Source organism: Nisaea sp. (assembly GCF_040217065.1).
Classification (GTDB): Bacteria; Pseudomonadota; Alphaproteobacteria; order Thalassobaculales; family Thalassobaculaceae; genus Nisaea.
In genome coordinates, this window is record NZ_JAVJNX010000008.1 from 35,570 (window position 1) to 56,153 (window position 20,584).

At 62.9% G+C, this 20,584-nt stretch carries 22 protein-coding genes; 17 read left to right on the forward strand and 5 right to left on the reverse strand.

Going from position 1 to position 20,584, the window contains the following annotated elements; genetic code table 11:
- Window positions 1-71: 71 nt before the first annotated feature.
- A complete protein-coding gene (locus tag RH950_RS09225) occupies window positions 72-503 on the reverse strand; it encodes a pseudoazurin (protein WP_350055956.1) in 432 nt (143 codons plus the stop codon).
- Between the two features lie 99 nt (window positions 504-602).
- Between RH950_RS09225 and RH950_RS09230 the strand changes: the two genes are divergently transcribed.
- A complete protein-coding gene (locus RH950_RS09230) occupies window positions 603-1,298 on the forward strand; it encodes a Crp/Fnr family transcriptional regulator (protein WP_350055958.1) in 696 nt (231 codons plus the stop codon).
- Window positions 1,299-1,324: 26 nt separating this feature from the next.
- Here RH950_RS09230 and RH950_RS09235 read toward each other — a convergent pair whose 3' ends face one another.
- On the reverse strand, window positions 1,325-1,534 hold the full coding sequence (locus RH950_RS09235; protein WP_350055960.1) for a DUF1858 domain-containing protein: 210 nt from the start codon (window positions 1,532-1,534) through the stop codon (window positions 1,325-1,327).
- 191 nt (window positions 1,535-1,725) lie between these two features.
- Here RH950_RS09235 and RH950_RS09240 point away from each other — a divergent pair, with 191 nt between their 5' ends.
- The 6 genes from RH950_RS09240 to RH950_RS09265 are packed head-to-tail and all read left to right on the forward strand — an operon-like array spanning window position 1,726 to window position 6,694.
- Window positions 1,726-2,178 carry a c-type cytochrome gene (locus tag RH950_RS09240; protein ID WP_350055962.1) on the forward strand — a complete coding sequence of 151 codons (453 nt, stop codon included), beginning with the start codon at window positions 1,726-1,728 and terminating at the stop codon, window positions 2,176-2,178.
- 11 nt (window positions 2,179-2,189) lie between these two features.
- Window positions 2,190-3,542, forward strand: coding sequence for a cbb3-type cytochrome c oxidase subunit I (locus RH950_RS09245; RefSeq protein ID WP_350055964.1), 1,353 nt, complete (start codon window positions 2,190-2,192; stop codon window positions 3,540-3,542).
- Window positions 3,539-4,348, forward strand: coding sequence for a CbbQ/NirQ/NorQ/GpvN family protein (locus RH950_RS09250; protein ID WP_350055966.1), 810 nt, complete (start codon window positions 3,539-3,541; stop codon window positions 4,346-4,348). The genes RH950_RS09245 and RH950_RS09250 overlap by 4 nt, the downstream gene beginning before the upstream one ends.
- Window positions 4,349-4,363: 15 nt before the next feature.
- Window positions 4,364-6,286: a nitric oxide reductase activation protein NorD gene (locus tag RH950_RS09255; protein WP_350055968.1), complete on the forward strand. Its 1,923-nt coding sequence runs from the start codon at window positions 4,364-4,366 to the stop codon at window positions 6,284-6,286.
- Window position 6,287: 1 nt separating this feature from the next.
- Entirely contained in the window at window positions 6,288-6,464 is a 177-nt protein-coding gene (locus tag RH950_RS09260) for a hypothetical protein (RefSeq protein ID WP_350055970.1), read from the forward strand.
- Window positions 6,443-6,694: a hypothetical protein gene (locus RH950_RS09265; protein ID WP_350055972.1), complete on the forward strand. Its 252-nt coding sequence runs from the start codon at window positions 6,443-6,445 to the stop codon at window positions 6,692-6,694. The genes RH950_RS09260 and RH950_RS09265 overlap by 22 nt, the downstream gene beginning before the upstream one ends.
- Window positions 6,695-6,718: 24 nt before the next feature.
- On the opposite strand, the gene RH950_RS09270 is transcribed toward RH950_RS09265, so the two are convergent.
- A complete protein-coding gene (locus RH950_RS09270; protein WP_350055974.1) occupies window positions 6,719-7,582 on the reverse strand; it encodes a DUF2189 domain-containing protein in 864 nt (287 codons plus the stop codon).
- 285 nt (window positions 7,583-7,867) lie between these two features.
- On the opposite strand from RH950_RS09270, the gene RH950_RS09275 reads away from it, so the two are divergent.
- From RH950_RS09275 to RH950_RS09295, 5 genes are read left to right on the forward strand one after another with little or no spacing between them, the layout of a single operon-like run.
- Window positions 7,868-9,343, forward strand: a complete 1,476-nt coding sequence (locus RH950_RS09275; protein ID WP_350055976.1) for an amidase — start codon at window positions 7,868-7,870, stop codon at window positions 9,341-9,343.
- Window positions 9,340-10,413, forward strand: a complete 1,074-nt coding sequence (locus RH950_RS09280) for an ABC transporter ATP-binding protein (RefSeq protein ID WP_350055978.1) — start codon at window positions 9,340-9,342, stop codon at window positions 10,411-10,413. The genes RH950_RS09275 and RH950_RS09280 overlap by 4 nt, the downstream gene beginning before the upstream one ends.
- Window positions 10,410-11,339, forward strand: coding sequence for an ABC transporter permease (locus RH950_RS09285; RefSeq protein WP_350055980.1), 930 nt, complete (start codon window positions 10,410-10,412; stop codon window positions 11,337-11,339). The genes RH950_RS09280 and RH950_RS09285 overlap by 4 nt, the downstream gene beginning before the upstream one ends.
- Window positions 11,332-12,153, forward strand: coding sequence for an ABC transporter permease (locus RH950_RS09290; protein ID WP_350055982.1), 822 nt, complete (start codon window positions 11,332-11,334; stop codon window positions 12,151-12,153). The genes RH950_RS09285 and RH950_RS09290 overlap by 8 nt, the downstream gene beginning before the upstream one ends.
- A gap of 32 nt (window positions 12,154-12,185) precedes the next feature.
- The gene (locus tag RH950_RS09295) at window positions 12,186-13,217 is read left to right on the forward strand and encodes an extracellular solute-binding protein (protein WP_350055984.1); all 1,032 of its coding nucleotides are present in this window, start codon (window positions 12,186-12,188) and stop codon (window positions 13,215-13,217) included.
- Between the two features lie 256 nt (window positions 13,218-13,473).
- Here the strand turns inward: RH950_RS09295 and RH950_RS09300 are convergent, their stop codons facing one another.
- Window positions 13,474-14,079, reverse strand: coding sequence for a PAS domain-containing protein (locus RH950_RS09300; protein WP_350055986.1), 606 nt, complete (start codon window positions 14,077-14,079; stop codon window positions 13,474-13,476).
- A 442-nt stretch (window positions 14,080-14,521) separates the two neighbouring features.
- Here RH950_RS09300 and RH950_RS09305 point away from each other — a divergent pair, with 442 nt between their 5' ends.
- From RH950_RS09305 to RH950_RS09325, 5 genes are all read left to right on the forward strand, one after another.
- Window positions 14,522-15,709 (forward strand): ABC transporter substrate-binding protein, encoded by a 1,188-nt coding sequence (locus RH950_RS09305; protein WP_350055988.1) that lies wholly within the window; start codon window positions 14,522-14,524, stop codon window positions 15,707-15,709.
- A gap of 71 nt (window positions 15,710-15,780) precedes the next feature.
- Window positions 15,781-16,563, forward strand: coding sequence for an ABC transporter ATP-binding protein (locus RH950_RS09310; protein WP_350055990.1), 783 nt, complete (start codon window positions 15,781-15,783; stop codon window positions 16,561-16,563).
- Window positions 16,560-17,264 carry an ABC transporter ATP-binding protein gene (locus RH950_RS09315; RefSeq protein WP_350055992.1) on the forward strand — a complete coding sequence of 235 codons (705 nt, stop codon included), beginning with the start codon at window positions 16,560-16,562 and terminating at the stop codon, window positions 17,262-17,264. The genes RH950_RS09310 and RH950_RS09315 overlap by 4 nt, the downstream gene beginning before the upstream one ends.
- A gap of 1 nt (window position 17,265) precedes the next feature.
- The gene (locus RH950_RS09320; RefSeq protein ID WP_350055994.1) at window positions 17,266-18,276 is read left to right on the forward strand and encodes a branched-chain amino acid ABC transporter permease; all 1,011 of its coding nucleotides are present in this window, start codon (window positions 17,266-17,268) and stop codon (window positions 18,274-18,276) included.
- The gene (locus RH950_RS09325; RefSeq protein ID WP_350055996.1) at window positions 18,273-19,571 is read left to right on the forward strand and encodes a branched-chain amino acid ABC transporter permease; all 1,299 of its coding nucleotides are present in this window, start codon (window positions 18,273-18,275) and stop codon (window positions 19,569-19,571) included. The genes RH950_RS09320 and RH950_RS09325 overlap by 4 nt, the downstream gene beginning before the upstream one ends.
- Before the next feature lie 74 nt (window positions 19,572-19,645).
- Here the strand turns inward: RH950_RS09325 and RH950_RS09330 are convergent, their stop codons facing one another.
- The gene (locus tag RH950_RS09330) at window positions 19,646-20,572 is read right to left on the reverse strand and encodes a LysR family transcriptional regulator (protein ID WP_350055998.1); all 927 of its coding nucleotides are present in this window, start codon (window positions 20,570-20,572) and stop codon (window positions 19,646-19,648) included.
- Window positions 20,573-20,584 lie beyond the last annotated feature (12 nt).

Here is a 20,584-nt window from a genome sequence, read left to right on the forward strand (position 1 = left end):
TTTGGAACAGCAAAAGGGCGATGCCACATATCTGCATCGCCCTCTCAGGATCGGTCAGTCCGAAGTCCGGGTCACTTGACCTGGGCGAAGGCGTCATGGAACCGTTTCTTGGCCTTGCCCGGCTGTTTGACGGCGCGCAGATCATCAAGATTGCCGGCTTTGCCGACCTGGATCAGCGCAATCATTCCCATGCCGTAATGCGGGGTGCATTTGAGCCCGTAAAGGCCTTCCGTCTTGACGGTGAGATCGAAATCCTTGTTCATCTTGCTCTTGAATTTCTCCACTCCGTCGGGAAGCATTCCCTTGATCGATTCCACATTGTGCCCCTTGTCGGTGGAGATGAAGCGGATCGTGTCTCCCGGCTGAGCTGCAACAAAGTCAGGCTCGAAGACCATGGAACCCGCTGCGCCCTTGTTGAGCATTTTGACTTCGTAGGTTTCGGCCAGAGCGGGTCCCGCCATCAGGACAAGAGCTGCAGCCGCCATCATTGTTTTGTTGAGCATGGAAAATTCCGTTCTTTGTTTTCGGTATTTTTGCCTGACAGCGTTATGCTTTAGTGCGGTGCAGGGCTCTTTGTGCTGCAACAAACTTCGGAACGGGTTGTGAATAAATTAGATGAAAGCCTTCTCGTCGGGCTTCCACCGTTCCGACGCCTCGACCGCCCGCAGATTAGGGAAATCCTCGATCAGGCAATCTCCAGACGTGTGGAAGAGGGCGCGACCGTCTTTTCCGAGGGCATGCATGCCGAACAGTTCTACCTGTTGCTGGACGGCTATATCCGGGTCGTGAAGTCAACGCCCGGCGGGGAACAGATCATCGCGATGCATATTGCCCCGGGTCAGCTTTTCGGCATTGCCCCGGCCTTGGGGCGCGATACCTATCCCGCGACCGCGATTGCAGCGGCAGAGACGATTGCCCTGTCGTGGCCGGTTCGGCTCTGGGGTGATTTCACATCGAAGTATGACGGCTTCGCGACCGAAACCTACAGGGTGGTCGGCGAGCGCATGGGAGAATTGCATTCCCAGTTGATGGAGCTGGCGACCCAGGCCGTGGAACAGCGTCTGGCCGCAGCGCTTCTCAGGATGGTCAACCAGACCGGCCGGAAGGTCGAGAACGGCATTGAAATCGCGTTCCCGGTTACCAGGCAGAATATCTCGGACATGACCGGAACGACCCTTCATACGGTCAGCCGGCTGCTCAGTGCCTGGCAGAAACAGGGCATTCTGGAAAGCACCCGGCGTCATATTGTCGTGACCGACCCGCACCGTCTGGTATTGCTGAGCGGCGCCGGGAGCTAAGCGCAGCTTCCGCAGAATAGCCTGTTCTAGAGGCCTGCCGCCTGGCGCAGTTCCGCCCGGAACGCCTCCTCGTCCAGACTGTATTCCGCACAAGCGTCGATGATCGTGTGGAAGGGCGCAATGGGACAGCCGAAACACAACATCCGGTGCCTTATGAAGACCGCTGGCGTCTCGGGCCATTCCTTGAACAGCGTGGTCAGCGGCAAGTCTGGATCGTCGATGTCCGGCGGTCTCATGGCGTTACTGTCCCTGCACTGCGAAGCTCCCCCAGCCCGAGGCGGTCATATGGTCAAGGTTCATGCCCATCGATCCCCTGTGATCTCGTTGTGACACGGCAAATCGCCGAGTTCTTTGCGCTGGGACAACATTGCCCGGCGCGGCCCCCGGTATTTCTGCTCCATCCGCAACAAGGAGCAGGTCCGGCACAATGTCAGAGATCCTTACGAAATCGCGGGCCAGGAACATTTTTTATGGAGGATCCCTGTTCTTCGTAATCGTGTTCGTGGTCATGACAATCCACAGCCACCGCTATGTCGTCGAAACATCCACGGCAGGCATGCCGCTGACCGAAGCAGTCAAATTGGGCAAGGAAGTCTGGGAACGGCACAGCTGCATCAACTGTCACACGCTGCATGGCGAGGGCGCCTATTTCGCGCCGGAAGTCGGCAACGTGATGACTCGCTGGGGCGTTCTCGACGATCCGGAAGGAGCATTCGAGATCCTTGATGCGTGGATGAAGGCGCAGCCTTCCGGAACACCCGGCCGCCGGCAGATGCCGTTCTTCGAAATCACCGAAGAAGAAATGCGCGGTCTCGCCGATTTCCTCCGCTGGGCCGATCAGACCGACACCCAGAACTGGCCGCCGAACGACGCGGGTTGAGGGAGAAAATCATGAAATACCAATCACAAAAAGTGGCCTACGCCTATTTCGTTGTTGCGATGGGGCTGTTCGCCATTCAGGTGCTGGGCGGCCTGCTGGCCGGCTGGATCTATGTCTCACCGAACACATTGTCCGAGCTGCTGCCGTTCAACATCATCCGCATGATCCATACCAACGCGTTGATCGTCTGGCTGCTGCTGGGCTTCTTCGGCGCCGCCTACTATCTGGTTCCGGAAGAAAGCGAGCGGGAGCTCTATTCGGTCAAGCTCGCCTATCTGCAGCTGATCATTCTCGTTGTCGGCACGCTCGGTGCGGTCGGGAGCTATCTCGTCGGCATCCATGGCGGGCGCGAGTTCCTCGAGCAACCGCTCTGGGTCAAGTTCGGCATTCTGGTGGCGGCGGTGATCTTCCTCGTCAATATCTCGCTGACCGTACTGGCCGGGCGCCGGACGGCGATCACCAATGTCCTTCTGACCGGGCTCTGGCTGCTGTCCCTGCTCTGGATCTTTGCCTTCATCAACCCGTCCAACCTCAGCCTCGACAAGATGTACTGGTGGTTCGTGGTCCATCTCTGGGTCGAAGGCACCTGGGAGCTGGTAATGGCGTCGATCCTCGCCTTCCTGATGCTGAAACTGACCGGTGTCGATCGCGAAGTGATCGAGAAATGGCTCTATGTCATTGTCGCCACGGCGCTGTTCTCGGGCATTCTCGGGACCGGCCACCATTTCTACTGGATCGGTCTGCCGGAATACTGGCAGTGGGTCGGCTCGATCTTCTCGACCTTCGAGGTGGTGCCGTTTTTCGCCATGATGAGCTTCGCCTTCCTGATGGTCTGGAAGGGACGGCGCAATCATCCGAACAAGGCGGCCCTGCTGTGGTCGCTCGGCTCGGCGACGGTCGCCTTCTTCGGCGCCGGCGTCTGGGGATTCCTGCATACCCTGCACGGGGTCAATTACTACACCCACGGCACGCAGGTGACGGCAGCGCACGGGCATCTGTCCTTCTATGGCGCCTATGTCGCCCTGAACCTGGCGATGTTCACCTATGCCATGCCGGTCTTGCTGGGCCGCTCGCCCTACAACCAGGTGCTGAACATGTGCAGCTTCTGGCTGATGACCGGCGGCATGGCCTTCATGACCTTCGTGCTGACCTTTGCCGGCACCATCCAGACGCATATGCAGCGGGTGGTCGGGGACTACTACATGGATGTGCAGGACACGCTCGAGATCTTCTACTTCATGCGTTTCGGGGCCGGTGTTGCCGTCGTGCTGGGCGCCCTGCTGTTCCTGTACAGCCAGCTCGTGCCGCAGCGGGAAATCGTCGAGCCCGGTGAAGCGGTTATCCCCGAAAGCGGCCAGGCATGAACGCGCATACAAGAAACGTGACGGGCACTCAGCCCGTCCCGTTTTACCGTCCGGTCGGCAACGAGTGCACGTTGTTCGAGACGGCCCACACCAATGGTCTGCCCCTTCTCCTGAAGGGGCCGACCGGGTGCGGCAAGACGCGGTTCGTGGAGCATATGGCGGCCCGGCTCGGCCGCCCGCTCTACACCGTCGCCTGTCATGACGATCTCTCCGCCGCCGATCTGATCGGCCGCTACCTGCTCCGTGGCGGGGAGACCGAATGGATCGACGGGCCGTTGACACGGGCCGTGCGCGAGGGGGCGATCTGCTATCTCGACGAGATCGTCGAGGCGCGCAAGGACGTCACCGTGGTGCTGCATCCGCTGACGGACAGCCGGCGGACGCTGATGATCGACCGCACCGGGGAAGAGCTGACCGCACCGCCCGGCTTCATGCTGGTGGCGAGCTACAACCCCGGTTACCAGAACATCCTGAAACGGCTGAAACCTTCGACACGGCAGCGTTTTCTGTCGATAGGTTTCGACTTCCCGGATGCGGCGACCGAAATTGCCGTCGTGTCCAGCGAGAGCGGTCTCGAGGAAAGCCGTGTCGCGCCGCTGGTCCGGCTGGCCGGGCATATCCGGGCACTGTCCGGCATGGATCTCGAGGAGGGCGCATCGACCCGTCTGCTGATCTACGCCGCGACGCTGATCGCGGGCGGCATGCCGCTCGAACAGGCGCTCGAGGCCGCGGTGATCGAGCCGCTGACCGACGAGCCGGACATCCAGCAGGCCCTCCGCGATCTGATCGCCGTGGTCTACGGCTGACCGGGGAGCCTTGAGATGATCAGCCCGCTTGATCTGATGGAGCCCGAAGAGACGGTCGGCAATCTCTGGCATGACTGGGCCAGCCGCATGGCTGCGCCCGAAGGCTACGACGAGAGCGCCGTGTCGCTGGAGGCGATGCGGGCCTCTCTGGCGGTCCTGTTTCGGGCGCTGGGCGGAGCGGGGGGTGTCGAAATCGGCCCCGCGCCCGGGACAGCGGCACCGCATCGGCGCGGCGTTCTGCGCACAATCGGTGACGGGCGGCAGCTGGAATATCTGGCCAGTTTCGATGGTGAACGTCTGCGGCTGCCGCCGGTCATGGACGCATTCCCGACGCCCGATCTCAACCGGGCGGCCTATTTGTGGCTTGCGGCAATGGCCGCCAGCTGTGACGGCCTGGTTTCCCCGGAGCCGTCAGCCGATCCGCTTTCCTTGGATCTGGCTCATCTTCTGGCCATGGAAGCGGCAACGTCGCGCACGCTTGCCGCCTGCCCCGGGCTGACCCAACCTTTCAGGGCCTTGCGCAGGCATCTGCTCCAAACCCGTATGTCACATGCTTCACACCGGACCGAGAGTGCACTGGAGGAACTCACCCGCCGGTATCTCGGCGACCAGGCAAAGCTATCCGAGCCGGCGATTGTGTTGCTTCGTCAGGCCCGGGCCGGAACCGCGACAGCGCACCGCGGCTATACATCACCCGCCCAGGTGCCGATCTGGCTTCGGCTGGAACGGGCTGCGCCGGGCGATGCAGCCGCCGAGCAGGATCCCGGCACGGCGCCGCCGGGATTGGCGACGACCACGCGAAAGGTCGGCAAGCGCGAGGAGCGCGAGCAGGCCGATCGCAAGGACAGTTTCATCATCCATCGTTTCGAGGCGATCCTGAGCTGGGTCGAGAGCATGAACCTCAATCGCTCGGTCGATGACGACGATCAGGACAATGCCCAGAAGGCGGCGGAGGATCAGGATCACATCACCCTGTCGCAGAACCGCAAGCGTGCTGCAACGAGGCTGCGCCTGCATCTCGATCTTGCGCCGCAGGATGCGGATCACGAACGTCTGGCAGATCATCACACCTACCCCGAATGGAACCATCGGGCACGGGCCTACATGCCCGATCACTGCCGCGTTCTGGAGGCCGAAGCGACGGCCGACCCAACGCGGGACATCAAGGTCGACCAGCACCTGATCACCCGTGTCCGCCGCCAATTCGAGGCGCTGCATCCGCGCCGCATCATGCGTCCGCGTCAGATTGACGGGGCGGAGCTTGATCTCGATGCGCTGATCGCGGCCCAGGTCTCGTTGCGCGTGACGGGCGCGGCCAGCGACCGGATCTATCAGAGCCTGCGGGTCACCGAGCGTGATCTCTGCGTTGCGGTGCTGATGGATTGCTCGCGCTCGACCGAGGCCGTGATCGGCGACCGGTCGGTGATCGACACGGCGCGCGAGGCGCTGATGGCGCTTGCCGGCGGCATCGACGCTGCCGGTGACCGCTTCGGCATCTGGGGCTTCTCGTCGCTGCGCCGCGACCGTGTGTTCCTGACAAGGTGCAAGAGTTTCGACACCCCGATGTCGGCCCGGGTCACCGAGCGGATCGGCAGTCTGCGTCCGGGACACTACACAAGGCTCGGCGCGGCCATCCGGCATACTACGGCACAATTGGCGCAGGAGAGTGCCGCGCGCAAGCTCCTGCTGGTACTTACCGACGGCAAGCCGAACGATCTTGACCATTATGAAGGCGTGCACGGTATCGAGGACAGCCGCATGGCCGTGCACGAGGCGCGCATGCAGGGGCAGTCGGTCTACGGCATCGTCGTCGACGCTGACGGCCAGGACTGGTTCGCGCGGATCTTCAACCGCGCCGGCTTCACCCTGCTGCCGGATCCCGCGCGCCTGATCCGCGCGCTCCCGGACATCTATCGCTCACTGATACAGGAGACCTGACATGCGATCGCTGCTCTTTCTCGGTATTATGCTGCTGCCCTTCCAGGCCCATGCGGCGAATTTCCAGCGCCCGATCCCGAACCCGCAAACCGCAACGGCGGAGGGCTGGTTCCTGCTGGCATCGGTGGCCCTGCTTCTGGCTTTGGCGGCGGTGCAATGGCTGGTAAGCCGGCGATGAAGGAAGCGCCGGGATGGAAGCTGCTGGCAGGGCTGTACCCATTCGGTGCGGGCGCCGCCGCGGTCAATCTGTTCTTTGCCTCGCTGATTTCCAGCTGGCTCGGCTGGCCTGTGCTGACCCCGTATGAATCCATTGCCGGCGGGCTGGTTCTGGGCATTCCCGCGACGTGGTTTTTCGCCGGCCATATCAAGAGCCTGATGATCCAGGCGGAGAAGTCCGGGCCGCATTGACCGGTTCTCCTGGAGGACTGTCCGTCAGCGCGGCACCAGCTTCCGGTACAGATGCCAGGTGGCGTGGCCGAGGACCGGGATGACGACGGCGAGGCCGATGAAGAACGGAATGGTCCCGATCACCAGGCCGCCGGCAACGATCACGCCCCACACGGCCATCGGGAACGGATTCGCGGCCACGGCCCGGATCGAGGTGGCGATGGCCGGATAGAGACCGACATCGCGGTCGAGCAGCATCGGAAACGACACGACGCTGATGGTGAGCGCGGCGACCGCGAACAGGAAGCCGACGCCGATACCGATGACCGCCATGGCCCAGCCGGCTGCCGTGGTGAATACGGCGCTGACGAAGGCTGTCGCCGAGGCCGGCGGTTGCGGGCCCAGGGTCATGGAGTAGATCCCGTAGGCGACCACCAGCCAGGCGATGAAGATGGCGAGCAGATAGAGACCTAGCACCAGGATCGCTCCGGCCGCAGGTGATTTGATCACACCGAGGCCGTCCGCCCAAGTGGCGTGGTGGCCCTGCTCACGTCTGCGGCTCATCTCGTACAGACCGACCGCTGCCACAGGCCCGATAAGGGCGAAACCGGAAGCGAGCGGAAACAGCAGCGGCAGGAAATCATAACCGAAGGCCAGATGCGCAAGGAACAGCCCGGCGGCCGGGTAGATCAGGCACAGGAAGATCACGTCGGTCCGGCAGGCCGCGAAGTCGGCGGCGCCGCGGGCGAGGGCATCGCGCAAATCGTCGACCGAGATCTTCCGCACCGTTGCGGTGACTTTTTCGGCGCCGCCAAGCGCGTGACCCGTGGCGCCGAAGGCACGCTGAAGCACCCGGAGCTGGTCCCATCCCCATTCTATCGGATTTCTGATTTGTTCTGTGGTGGCCATGACTTGCTTCTCCCGAACGAGTGGTTCGATGGGCGCAGTCAGCCGTGGCATGGCGTCGGACCCGGCGCCGATCACGAGGAAACCGCGACCCGCCTGATGCCTGCATCATACGCCTAATTTCGGGCGCCGTCATATCCGGATGGGCGCTTCCACCTGCGGCCGGTTCAGATCACGACGCCATAATGGACGTTGTGTCCGGGCCCGTCTTGGTCAACTGTTTACCCAGTGTTTACACAGCAGGGTCAGCTGACATGGCTGGTGCCCCAGATAGCGGAGATGGTGAGAGTGCAAGAGCTGTCCGGTTACGACGATCTGGATGCAATCGGACTCGCTCGCGGGATTTCCCGTGGGGATTTCAGTGCCGACGACGCGCTTTCCGCTGCAGTCGCGCGTGTCGATGCACTCAATCCGCAGCTGAACGCGGTTACCCAGCTCCAGGTCGACCGGGCCCGTGCGACAATCGCCGCCGGCCTGCCGGAGGGACCGCTCTCCGGCGTTCCGTTCCTGCTCAAGGATCTTGGTGCCGAAGCCATCGGTTTTCCGGGGCACAACGGCTCGCGGCTGCTTCGGAACACAACCTATTCCTACAATTCCACCCTGGTTTCGCGATTGCTTGCGGCCGGTCTGGTCGTGTTCGGGCGCACCACATCGCCGGAAGGCGGGATCGGCTGTGCGACGGAAGCGGCGGTCTATGGCGGGCCGACACGCAATCCCTGGAATCTCGATTACACGCCGGGCGGATCGTCCGGCGGCTCCGGCGCGGCCGTGGCGGCGGGCATCGTTCCCGCTGCCCATGGTTCGGACGGCGGCGGGTCCATTCGCATTCCGGCTTCCAGCTGCGGTCTGTTCGGCTTCAAGCCGACGCGCGCCCGCCTGCCTGACGGCCCCGCGTCGGGCGAGGGCTGGGGCGGCATGGCGATCGAAGGGTTTTTGACCCGGTCGGTGCGGGACAGCGCATTGCTGCTCGATATCTGCTCCGGCACGGATCTGGGCGCGCCCTATGTGGCGCCGCCGCTTCAAGACACATTCAGCAATGCCATGGAGAAAAGCCGTACCGGGCTGCGGGTCGCACTGTGCACGACGACCCTCGACGGGGAGCGTGTGGATCCGGAATGCGCCGCCGCTGCGGAAGCGGCAGCCGCACTGCTCGCGGATATGGGACACCATGTCGAGATTGCCCGGCCGGAAGCGGATACGCTGGCCATGATGCAGGCATGGACCGTGATCGTGGCCTGCGGCACGGCGCTGGGGGTGCAGCACAAGCTGAAACGGCTCGGCCGGGAGTTGCAGGCGGACGATCTCGAGCCGGTCTCGCGCAGTGCCTGCGCCTATGCCGAGACCATATCCGGCGCTGCCTATCTCGATGCCCTGGAGACGGTGCACGATTACGGGCGGCAGATGGCGGCCTTCTTTGCCCGGTTCGATCTGCTGGTCAGCCCGACCCTGGCGGAACCGCCGGCGAGGGTCGGCCGGTTCTCCCATGACCGGGAAAGCTATCTCGACTACAGGCTCGGGCCCGACGGGGTATTTGCCTATTCACCCTACACCGCGTCCTTCAATGCCACCGGCCAGCCTGCGGCGTCGGTGCCGCTGGCCTGGTCCAGCGCCGGTCTTCCCATAGGCGTTCACCTGGCGGCGCCGTTCGGGGCGGACGAGCTGCTGATGGGCGTTTGCGCCGAGCTGGAACGGGCGCAGCCCTGGTTTCATAAACGTCCGCCGCTTGCGGCGGTGCATGCCGGTTCCAAGGAGACGAGTGAGTGAGCGAGATAGCCGTTTCCGCACAATCGGTGACAAAGATCTTCGGGTCGGTATCCAGCGGGCTCCGGGCGCTTGACGATGTCTCGGTCGATATCAGGACGAACGAGTTCTTCACGCTGCTCGGCCCGTCCGGGTGCGGCAAGACCACGCTGTTGCGGATGATCGCGGGCTTCGAGACGCCGACCTATGGCAGCATCGTGCTGGACGGCGTGGACATCACCACGGACCCGCCTTTCAAGCGGCCGGTCAATACGGTGTTCCAGAGCTACGCGCTGTTCCCGCACCTCACCGTGGCCCAGAATGTCGGCTTCGGACTCGAGATGCTCGGCAAGACGAAGACCGAGGTGGCGCACGCGATCGATGAGGTTCTGACGCTGGTGCACATGGAGCAGATGGCCCATCGCTACCCCACGCAGCTTTCCGGCGGCCAGCAGCAGCGTGTCGCCCTGGCCCGTGCGCTGGCCCCGAAACCGTCCGTGCTGCTGCTCGACGAGCCCTTGTCCGCGCTTGACCTGAAGTTGCGCAAGCAGATGCAGATCGAGCTGAAGCGGATGCAGATGGAGACCGGCATCACCTTCATTTTCGTGACGCACGATCAGGAAGAAGCGCTGACCATGTCGGACCGGATCGCCGTGATGAGCGCCGGCCGCATCCTGCAGATCGGCGCACCGCGCGACATCTACAACGCCCCGACCAACCGCTTCGTGGCCGACTTTATTGGCGAGTCCAATTTCCTGCCTGCGGCGGTGGCGGAGTCCGGCTCGGTCACGTTGGGCAACGGCAATCACACGCCGGCGGTGATGCCGGGCAATCTTGCCAAGGGCACCAGGGTCACCGTTGCCATCCGTCCGGAGCGGGTCGAACTCGATCCGGCGGGCGAGGGCGTGCTGGCGGGCGTGATCACGGAGCTGGTCTATTTCGGCACCGACATGCATGCCCATGTCGATCTTGGCGACGGCACGGTGCTGGTCGCCCGGGTACAGGCGGGAGCCGACCAGAGTCTGGAAAAACAGGGTCGGGTCGGCGTTCGCTTCGCGTCCGGAGCCCTGCGCGTTGTCGAGGACGGGGCATGACAGGCGAAACCGGACAGCCGCGTTCTCTGGAAGCGGAGGCGACGCGCCGCCATATCCGGCGCAACTGGCTGCTGTCCCTGCCGGCGATCCTGCTGCTGCTGGTGGGGGCGTCGGGCCCGCTTCTGATCGTGCTGGTCTATTCGTTCCTCAAGCCCGGCGATTTCAGCGGTGTGATCTGGGAGCCGTCCTTCAATGCCTGGTTCCAGATCCTGTTCTCCCGGGACATCTTCGACGACACGGTCGGGCTGGCCGACGCGCATCTGACAATCTTCTGGCGTTCCGTCCGGCTGTCCCTGTCGACGACACTCATCACGCTCGTGCTCGGCCTGCCGACGGCCTATTTCATCGCCACCCGGTCCGGGAGGGAACGGATGTTCTGGCTGTTCCTGATCACCATTCCGTTCTGGACCAATCTGCTGATCCGGACCTTTGCCATCCTCGAGATGCTGCGGAACGAGGGGATCGTTAACAACAGCCTGAGGGGTCTCGGTCTGATCGAGGAGCCGATCCAGATCCTGTACACCGATACGGCTGTCCTGATCGGCATGGCCTATGTCTATCTGCCGCTCATGGTGTTGCCGCTCTATGCCGCGATCGAGCGGCTGGATTTCCGGCTGGTCGAGGCGGGCTACGATCTCTATGCAAACCGCCTGCAGGTGTTCCGCAAGGTCATCCTGCCGATCATCAAGCCCGGCATTGTGGCGGGATCGATTCTTGTCTTCGTGCCGTCGCTCGGTGCCTATGTGACGCCGCGGGTGCTCGGCGGCGGCAAGAACATGATGATCGGCAATTTCATCGAGCTGCAATTCGGGCAGGGCCGGAACTGGCCGCTCGGCTCGTCGCTTTCCATCCTGCTGCTGCTGATCGTGATGGCGGCGCTGCTGCTGTATGTCCGGGCATCGTCGCGGGAGGAGCCGCATGGCTGAGCCCGTTCGCAAGGCGTTCTCGGTAAGACGGCTGCCGGGATTCACCGCCGTGACGATGATCTGCTTTGCCGCGCTCTATGCGCCGATCATCGTCATCGTGCTCTATTCCTTCAATGCGGGCGATTCAGTGGCGCTCTGGGAAGGCTTCTCCCTCGACTGGTACGCCGTCGCGGCGCAGAACGAGCAGGTGCAGGAAGCCACCCTGCGCTCGCTGGTGATTGCGCTCTGGGCGTCGGGTATCGCAACAACCCTGGCGACCATGGCGGCCCTCGGCACCACACGGACCGCGAAATTTCCCGGCAGCACATTCATCTATGTGATGATCAACCAGCCGCTGATGGTGCCGGAGATCGTCACCGCCGTGGCACTGCTGATCTTCTTCGCCTCGATCAAGGTGGCGACCGGGTATTCGGGACTTGCCTATCTGATCCTCGCCCATGCGGCCTTCTGCGTGCCCTTCGCCTATCTGCCGATCCGGGCGCGGCTGGAGGGGATGGACCGGGTGCTGGAGGTGGCGGCGGCGGATCTTTACGCGACGCCGTGGCAGACCTTCCGCCGGGTGACCCTGCCGCTGGTCGCGCCGGGGGTTGTCGCGGGCGCCATGCTGGCCTTTGTGATTTCGCTGGATGATGTGATCATCACGGAGTTCGTCAAATCCGCCGGCCAGGACACCTTGCCGACCTACATGCTGGGTCAGCTGAGACGGGCGGTGACGCCGGAGGTCAATGCGATCTCGACGGCGCTGCTCGGACTGACTGTTCTGCTGCTTACTGCATTTTTCATTCTGACCGGACGGAATGAAAAATCGACCTGAACAATTCCGAAGCGCACAAAAGGAGATCCATTATGCGCCCGTCTTTTCTCGCCCTGTCTGCGACCGCCCTGCTGGCCCTGTCGACCCAGGCTTTCGCCGCAGGTGAACTGAACATCTACAACTGGGGCAACTACACCAACCCCGACCTGATCAAGAAGTTCGAGAAGGCCCACGACGTCAAGGTCACCATCACGGACTATGATTCCAACACGACGGCGCTGACCAAGATCGAGGCTGGCGGGCACGGTTTCGATATCGTGGTGCCGACCGGAAACTATGTTCCGATCTATGTCGAGAAGGGGTTGCTGCTTGAGAGCCGTCCCGACCAGATGGAGCATTTCAAGAACGTTTCCGAGAGCTGGCGTGATGTCCCGTGGGATCCGAAGCGGCATTACACGGTGCCGTGGCAGTGGGGCACGACGGGCGTTGCCGTGGATACCTCGGTCTATGGCGGCGATATCAACACCTCGGCGATCTTCCTCGATCCGCCGGCGGAGCTGGTCGGCAAGGTCAATGTCGTGCCGGAGATGAACGACATCATCAACATGACGCTCTTCTATGTCGGCGGTGAGCCCTGCACGACGGACAAGACCGTCCTGAAAAAGGTGCGGGATGTTCTTGTCGCCGCGAAGCCGAAATGGCTGTCGATGGATTACGGCACGACGGACAAGCTTTCCAGCGGCGAGTATCCGGCGACGGTGAACTGGAACGGCTCGACCTTCCGCGCCCGGCTGAACAACCCGAAGGTCGCCTACGGCTATCCGAAAGAGGGCTATCCGCTGTGGATGGATGCGGTCGCCATCCTGAAGGACGCGAAGAATCCGGAAAACGCGAAGCTGTTCCAGAACTTCATCATGGAGCCGGAGAACGCGGCCCTGATCTCCGCCTTTGCCCGCTATGCGAACGGCATCGACGGGTCGGAAGCGTTCATGCCGGAGGAAATGCGGACCGCGCCGGAGATCGTCACGCCCGCCGAACTTCGGGGTCCGGGGAAGTTCCTGCCGACCTGCTCCGGTGAGTCGCGTGATCTCTATACGGCGATCTGGACCGAGCTTCAGAAGTAACCTGCCGGATCGGAGTCTTGAGAGGTTCGCTGCTCTGATCTCTCGTACTGGCCGTCAAAAGGCTCAGGGAGAAATCCCTGAGCCTTTTCGTTCAAGTGCGGAGGGACAATTGCAGGTACCCGGCCCCGGCGTATCCGCCTTGAGAAACTTGAGGTCCGGACCCGGTCGTCGGACACAGCCGTGTCAGGCAGGTCGCATAGGATACTCGACGCCTCCGCACGAGTTCGACCGAGGACTCTCTCGACCGGCAGGCGCTCTATGTGTCTTCGAAAGGTGTGATCGGGCAGTCGGGAATGATCGTGCCGACATCGTCGTCAAAATTGACGCGGAGATGTGCCGACAATACCCGGTCCATCCGGGGCCCGTCTCCGAGCGGAAGGTCCAGGCCGAGGACCTTGACATGGTCGCGGCTGTGCTGCGTGAGCATTCCGCCGGCGAGGCCAATGAAGGGCGCGCGTGACATGGTCTCGAAATACCGCCGCTCGGCATTCCAGCTTTCGGGGCTTTCCGACTGATTTCCCAGGGTTTTCCCGGTATAATCGACACCCCACCAGTCGACCAGCGTGGTGCCCCAGAGCGTGTATCGCAGGTCGAACGGGGCCCTCTCGATCTTGGCGATGAAGATCTGGCCCATCCAGTCCCTGAAATCTTCCATCTCGAACGCCCTGCGGGCAGGCAAAGTGCGGCCATCCAGGCGGCGCGACTGCCAGGTTTCGACCAGATTGGCGAAAGGGCCGAAACTCTGTGCCGGTGCATCCAGCGAACAGCACCCATAACTCCAGCCCGACGCGACGGCGAGCGTGCGTGAGGGGCTGCCGAGTGGTGAAAGAGATCTGTAGTGGTAGTTGCCCTGAATTGCCAAAAAGCGTCCTTGCGTTGGTTACCGACCTCAAACCTGCGATGTTCCTTTCGACACTAAAAGCTTAGTCGGAAAAGGGCATCTCGTCAGTATTTCGGTGCATAGGAACCGGAGACTTGCCAATTCGTCCTGAAACAGGGCGGGCGCGCGCGACCTGGATTGCGAAAATTGACTCGATGGTTGCAGAAGTTCCGGTGGACGACGCAATCGAACAGCGCCACGCCTTTTGAAGGGGGGCGTCGCCGCGTGATCTTTCCGGTTTCCCCGGATCTGAGCAGGTCTCACCAATCTGTTCCCCGGCTGCGTATCAACGGCAGTGAGAGATCACGCGACGATTTCCTGATTCCGCGCGCGGTACGCTGACTTGGCATTGCCGGGGGCATCCGGATTTGTATAGTGTTCGGAATTCGTAATCACGAATCGAAACCTTACAGAGGAAGCGACCATGAAACGATTGCTACCGTTGTTATGTGCGGCGGTGATGTCGACGACTGCCGCTCATGCGCAAGACACCGTCAAAATTGGCATGCTCCAGGGCTTTACCGGCCCGACGGAATCGCTGGTCAAGCCGATGGCGCTTGGTGGCGAGATGGCCATTCAGGAAGTGTCCGACAGCGGCATTTTCCTTGGCGGCAAGAAGGTTGTCTCCGTGCGCGGTGACAGTACCTGCGTCGATGCTGCTGCCGCGACGGCTGCTGCCGACCGCCTGATCACGTCCGAGGGGGTTGCCGGTATCGTCGGCGCGACCTGTTCCGGCGCGACCACTGCGGTCCTGAACAACGTCGCCCGTCCGAACGGCATGGTGATGATTTCCCCGTCGGCCACCTCGCCGGCGCTGAGCACCATCGAGGATGACGGTGTGTTCTTCCGCACCGCCCCGTCCGACGCCCGCCAGGGCCAGATCATCGGTGAGGTCCTTGTCGCGCAAGGTATCAAGACCGCTGCCCTGACCTACACCAACAACGATTATGGCAAGGGTCTGGCTGACTCGATCCAGTCCGCCTTCGAAGCCAAGGGCGGCAAGATCACCGCCGTTGCCGCGCACGAAGACGGCAAGGCCGACTATTCCGCTGAAGTCGCGACTCTGGCATCTGCCGGCGGCGACATCCTGATCGTCGCCGGTTATCTCGACCAGGGCGGCAAGGGCATGATCCAGGCTGCGCTCGATACCGGTGCCTTCGACCGGTTCGTCCTGCCGGACGGCATGGTCGGCGAAGCGCTGACCGATCATTTCGGCGCCGATCTCGATGGCTCCATCGGAACCAATCCGGGCACGGACAGCCCGGGCGCGGCGCAGCTTGCCAAGCTGGCGGAAGGCAAGGGCTTCAAGGGAGACGATCCGTACGTTCCGGAAGCCTATGACGCATCCGCCATTCTGCTGCTGGCCATGCAGTCCGCCGGCAGCACAGATCCGGCTGCCTACAAGAGCCATGTCGAGAAAGTGGCGAATGCACCGGGCGAGAAAATCTTCCCGGGCGAACTCGCGAAAGCGCTCAAGATTCTGGCCGATGGCGGCGACATCGATTATGTCGGCGGCACCGCGCTGGAACTGATCGCACCGGGCGAGTCCGCCGGCAGCTTCCGTGAGACCACGGTTGCTGATGGCAAGTGGAAGACCGTCGGGTATCACTGACCGGTTGGGCAGAGACTTTTCGGGGAACGGTCAGGCGCCAGCCTGGCCGTTTCGCCCATTTGGACTGATCAATGATCCGAGTTGAAAACGTCACCAAGCGATTTGGTGGCATTCACGCCGTCAATGGCGTGTCGCTGGAAATCCAGCAAGGCTCCATTACCGGGCTCATCGGCCCGAACGGGGCGGGGAAGACGACGCTCTTCAACATCATCGCGGGGGCCTTTCCGCCGACATCGGGGACGATTTATCTCGACGGCGAGGATGTGACCGAGCTGCAGCCGCACGAACTGTTCCACAAGGGGTTGTTGCGCACCTTCCAGATCGCCCACGAGTTTTCCAGCCTGACGGTGCTGGAAAATCTGATGGTGGTCCCGGGCGATCAGTCCGGCGAGGATCTGCGCCATGCCTGGTTCAATTTCGCCGCGGTGCGCGAGACCGAGGAAAAGGTCCGTGAACGCGCCCGCGACGTGATTGAATTCCTGGAAATCCAGCATCTCGAAAATGAGCTGGCCGGCAATCTCTCAGGTGGCCAGAAGAAGCTGCTCGAGCTTGGCCGCACCATGATGGTCGATGCCAAGATCGTTTTTCTCGACGAGGTCGGCGCCGGTGTTAACCGCACCCTGCTGCAGACCATCGCGCGCTCGATCCAGCGCCTGAACAAGGAGCGCGGCTACACTTTCTGCCTGATCGAGCATGACATGGATTTCATCGCCCGGCTTTGCGATCCGGTCATCGTCATGGCCGAGGGCAAGCTGCTGACGGAAGGCACCGTCGATCAGGTGATGAACAACGAAGAGGTCATCGAGGCCTATCTCGGGACCGGCCGCAAACACAAGCGGGTGTCGGAGCAATGAGTTTTCTTTCCGCGACCGGCATGACCGGCGGCTATGGCGGGGCCGATATCCTGACCGACTGCGAACTGCGCGTGGAGCGCGGTGAAGTCGCCGTCGTCGTCGGCCCGAACGGGGCCGGCAAGTCGACGGCGATGAAGGCGGTGTTCGGCATGCTCACCCTGCGCGAGGGCAGTGTTGTCTTCGACGGGGAGGACATCACCTCCATGGCGCCGCAGGAACGGGTACGCCATGGCATGGGGTTCGTGCCGCAGAACCGGAACGTCTTCGTCTCGCTCACCGTCGAGGAAAATCTCGAGATGGGCGCCTTCATCCGCGAGGACGACATCACGGAGTCGAAGGAGCAGGTCTTCTCCCTGTTTCCGATCCTGGCCGAGAAGCGGAACCAGCCGGCCGGTGAGCTGTCCGGCGGGCAGCGCCAGCAGGTCGCGGTCGGCCGGGCGCTGATGACCCAGCCCAAGCTGCTGATGCTGGACGAGCCGACGGCCGGCGTGTCGCCGATCGTCATGGACGAGCTGTTCGACAAGATCGTCGAGATCGCGCGCACCGGTATCGCCATCCTGATGGTCGAGCAGAACGCCCGCCAGGCGCTGGAGATCGCCGATCACGGCTTTGTCCTCGTGCAGGGCACCAACCGCTTCACCGATACCGGCGAGGCCCTTCTGGCGAACGAGGAAGTTCGCCGTTCCTTCCTCGGGGGCTGAGATGGATATCGCCAACGCATTCGCTCTGCTAAGCAATTTCGTCCTCGTCCCGGCCCTGGCCTATGGTGCCCAGCTCGCGCTCGGCGCCCTCGGGGTCACGATCATTTTCGGCATCCTGCGCTTCGCCAATTTTGCCCATGGCGAGATGATGTCCTTCGGCGCCATGGCGGCGATCCTCGCCACCTGGTTCCTGCAGGCGCAGGGGGTCAGCATCGATCCCTTGCCGACAGCGCTTCTGGCTCTTCCGATCGGCATTCTCGCCGCCATCGGCATGGCCTGCCTGACGGACCGTTTCGTCTTCCGCTTCTACCGCCGCAAGCGGTCGAACCCGATCGTTTTCGCCATCGTGTCGGTCGGCGTCATGTTCGTGATGGCGGGGCTGATCCGCATCATCATCGGGCCGGACGACCAGAGTTTCGCGGACGGCGCCAGGTTCCTGATCACCGTGCGGGAGTTCAAGGCCGCCACCGGCCTCGATCAGGGCATTGCCATCAAGCAAAGCCAGGTGATCACGGTGGTGGTCGCGCTGGTCGTCGTCGCCTTCCTGTTCTGGTTCCTGCAAAGGACGCGCTGGGGCAAGGCCATGCGGGCCTATTCCGATGAAGAGGACCTGGCGCTGCTGTCCGGCATCGATCCGGAAAAGGTTGTGCTGATCGCCTGGATCATCGCTGCCGCGCTCGCCGCCATCGCCGGCACGCTCTACGGTCTCGACAAGACGTACAAGCCCTTCATCTTCCTGCAGATCCTGCTGCCGATCTTCGCCGCGACCATTCTCGGCGGCATCGGCCAGCCGGTGGGGGCCGTGCTTGGCGGCTTCATCATCGCCTTCTCGGAAGTGATGGTGACCTACGCCTTCAAGCGCTTCCTGGCCTTTCTCGGCCCGGATGGCTGGGTGCCGGACGGGCTCGTCCAGCTGCTCTCCACCGATTACAAATTCGCGGTGTCCTTCGTCATCCTGGTCGCTGTCCTGCTGGTCAGACCGACGGGCATCATTCGAGGAAAAGTCATATGACGAAGAAGGTCGCCCTCTATTACAGCCTGATGGGCCTGGTGCTGATCGCCGTCGGCTTTTTCCAGAGCTGGAACGTTGCATTCGGCATTCTGAACCTGTGCCTGATCTCGGCGATCATGGCGCTCGGCGTGAACATGCAGTGGGGCTATGCCGGCCTGTTCAATGTCGGGATCATGGGGTTCACGGCGCTCGGCGCCCTGGCCGCCGTGCTGATTTCCATGGCGCCGGTGCAGGAGGCCTGGGAGGTCGCGGGAGGCGATCTTTTCCTGTCGTTCCTCTCTCTCGTGGGAACCGTCGTCGCCATTATGCTTGCCCGCCGTGCCGTTCCACGGGGATTGCGTCCCTATGTGGTGGTTCTTCTGCTGATCCCCGGCTATTTCCTGACGACGCATTTCTTCGGTCCGGCGACAGAGCGGATCGAGGCCATCGATCCCGCACTGACCGGCTATCTCGGGGGACTCGGCCTGCCGGTCCTGCTGGCCTGGCCCGTCGGCGGTCTCGTGGCGGCCGGCGCGGGCTGGCTGATCGGCAAGATTTCCCTCGGCCTGCGCGCCGACTATCTGGCCATCGCCACGCTCGGCATTTCAGAGATCATCATCGCCGTCATCAAGTACGAGGAATGGCTCTCGCGCGGGGTGAAGAACGTGACTGGCATTCCGCGCCCGGTCCCTTACGAGGTGGATCTTGTCGAGACGGACTGGTTCATTTCCTTCGCCTCCTCGATTGGGGTGAGCGACATGTCGGAAGCTGCCGGTGTGTTCGTGAAGATCTGTTATGCCCTGCTCTTCATTGCCGTGCTGGCCATCATCATGTGGCTGGCCGAGCGAGCCTTGCAGTCGCCCTGGGGGCGGATGATGCGGGCGATCCGGGACAATAGGGACGCGGCCGCCGCCATGGGCAAGGATGTGAAGGCCCGGCACCTGCAGGTCTTCGTGCTCGGCTGCGCGGTGTGCGGCGTAGCCGGTGCCATGCTGGCCACCCTCGACGGTCAGCTGACGCCGACCAGCTACATTCCGCTGCGCTACACCTTCCTGATCTGGGTGATGGTGATTCTTGGCGGTTCCGGCAACAACTGGGGCGCGGTGCTCGGCGGGTTCGTGATCTGGTTCCTGTGGGTCCAGGCAGAACCGCTTGGCGGCTGGTTCATGAATGTCCTGACCTATCCGATGCCGGAAGAGTCGGCCCTGGCCCAGCATCTCGTCGCCGGGTCCGTCTATATGCGGTATCTGCTGATGGGGGCGATCCTGCTGCTGGTCATGCGCTTTGCGCCGAAAGGCCTGATTCCGGAAAGATAACCTCGTGGGCCTGGACCGCCGGGTAAACCGGGCCGGCCAGAGCTCACAGAGCGGCGGTGCCAGGCCTGGCCGGATCAAAACAGCAGTTGGCCCTGCCAGATGCCTTCGCGGACCATGTCCGCTGTCTCGGCCTTAAGCGTGCTGGCAAAGATCCGGGCGGCATTGGTCTCGGGCCGGGCAAGCGATCTGGTCAGGACCATTTTCCGGGTCAGGGCCGGCCCCATGATCGGACCGGCGCACAGCGTGCCCGCCTGCACGTCCGCATGCACGACCGCGAGCGGCAGCACGGTGTATCCCAGCCCGCGCGCAACCAGCTCCTTCAGGGTCTGCAGGGCATCCGCCTCGACCAGGACCCGGAGCGCGATATCCCGGCTCCGGGCCTCGGCCTCAAGCAGCTTGCGCAGACCGTGCCGCGGCCCCGGCAAGATCATCGGCAGGTCGGCCAGGGAGCGAAACGCCAGTGGCGCGCCGATATTCAGCGCCGCGGCCGGCGGCCCGACCAGATACAGTGTCTCTTCGATCAGCGGCTCCGTCCGGACATGCACGGTCGCGCCGGTTTCGTACATCACGGCAAGGTCGGCCTCGCCGCTCTGGATCATGTCCAGAAGGTAGCCGCTGAAGGACGGAACGATGCGCAGGGCCACTTCCGGATAATCCCGCAGGAAACGTTCGGCCAGCCGACCGGCGATCACTTCGCCGACGGTCGGCGGCACCCCGAGGCAGACCGTTCCCCTGACCGTGTCCAACTCGGCCGAGACCTGCGCCCGTGTGTCCTCGACCAGCCGCAGGATGGCGGTGGCGCGGTCCGTCAGGATCCGGCCGGCGGAGGTCAGGGCCATGCCGCGCCCGTGCCGGGTGAACAGGGCGACGCCGAGGTCTTCTTCCAGCAGCCTGATCTGCCGGCCGAGCGCGGGCTGGGCGATATGCAGCCGCTCCGCCGCGTGGCTCAGGCTGCCAAGCTCGGCGACATGCAGGAAGGTTCGTAGCTGTCTCAGATCCATAAGCTATTAAAT

Coding starts and splice junctions, on each gene's coding strand:
- RH950_RS09235 (WP_350055960.1), bottom strand. CDS start 1,534: ATGAGACCGCCGGACATCGACGATCCAGACTTGCCGCTGACCACGCTG.
- RH950_RS09255 (WP_350055968.1), top strand. CDS start 4,364: ATGATCAGCCCGCTTGATCTGATGGAGCCCGAAGAGACGGTCGGCAAT.
- RH950_RS09325 (WP_350055996.1), top strand. CDS start 18,273: ATGACGAAGAAGGTCGCCCTCTATTACAGCCTGATGGGCCTGGTGCTG.
- RH950_RS09240 (WP_350055962.1), top strand. CDS start 1,726: ATGTCAGAGATCCTTACGAAATCGCGGGCCAGGAACATTTTTTATGGA.
- RH950_RS09270 (WP_350055974.1), bottom strand. CDS start 7,582: ATGGCCACCACAGAACAAATCAGAAATCCGATAGAATGGGGATGGGAC.
- RH950_RS09295 (WP_350055984.1), top strand. CDS start 12,186: ATGCGCCCGTCTTTTCTCGCCCTGTCTGCGACCGCCCTGCTGGCCCTG.
- RH950_RS09265 (WP_350055972.1), top strand. CDS start 6,443: ATGGCTGGTAAGCCGGCGATGAAGGAAGCGCCGGGATGGAAGCTGCTG.
- RH950_RS09285 (WP_350055980.1), top strand. CDS start 10,410: ATGACAGGCGAAACCGGACAGCCGCGTTCTCTGGAAGCGGAGGCGACG.
- RH950_RS09290 (WP_350055982.1), top strand. CDS start 11,332: ATGGCTGAGCCCGTTCGCAAGGCGTTCTCGGTAAGACGGCTGCCGGGA.
- RH950_RS09320 (WP_350055994.1), top strand. CDS start 17,266: ATGGATATCGCCAACGCATTCGCTCTGCTAAGCAATTTCGTCCTCGTC.
- RH950_RS09305 (WP_350055988.1), top strand. CDS start 14,522: ATGAAACGATTGCTACCGTTGTTATGTGCGGCGGTGATGTCGACGACT.
- RH950_RS09310 (WP_350055990.1), top strand. CDS start 15,781: ATGATCCGAGTTGAAAACGTCACCAAGCGATTTGGTGGCATTCACGCC.
- RH950_RS09260 (WP_350055970.1), top strand. CDS start 6,288: ATGCGATCGCTGCTCTTTCTCGGTATTATGCTGCTGCCCTTCCAGGCC.
- RH950_RS09245 (WP_350055964.1), top strand. CDS start 2,190: ATGAAATACCAATCACAAAAAGTGGCCTACGCCTATTTCGTTGTTGCG.
- RH950_RS09250 (WP_350055966.1), top strand. CDS start 3,539: ATGAACGCGCATACAAGAAACGTGACGGGCACTCAGCCCGTCCCGTTT.
- RH950_RS09330 (WP_350055998.1), bottom strand. CDS start 20,572: ATGGATCTGAGACAGCTACGAACCTTCCTGCATGTCGCCGAGCTTGGC.
- RH950_RS09225 (WP_350055956.1), bottom strand. CDS start 503: ATGCTCAACAAAACAATGATGGCGGCTGCAGCTCTTGTCCTGATGGCG.
- RH950_RS09315 (WP_350055992.1), top strand. CDS start 16,560: ATGAGTTTTCTTTCCGCGACCGGCATGACCGGCGGCTATGGCGGGGCC.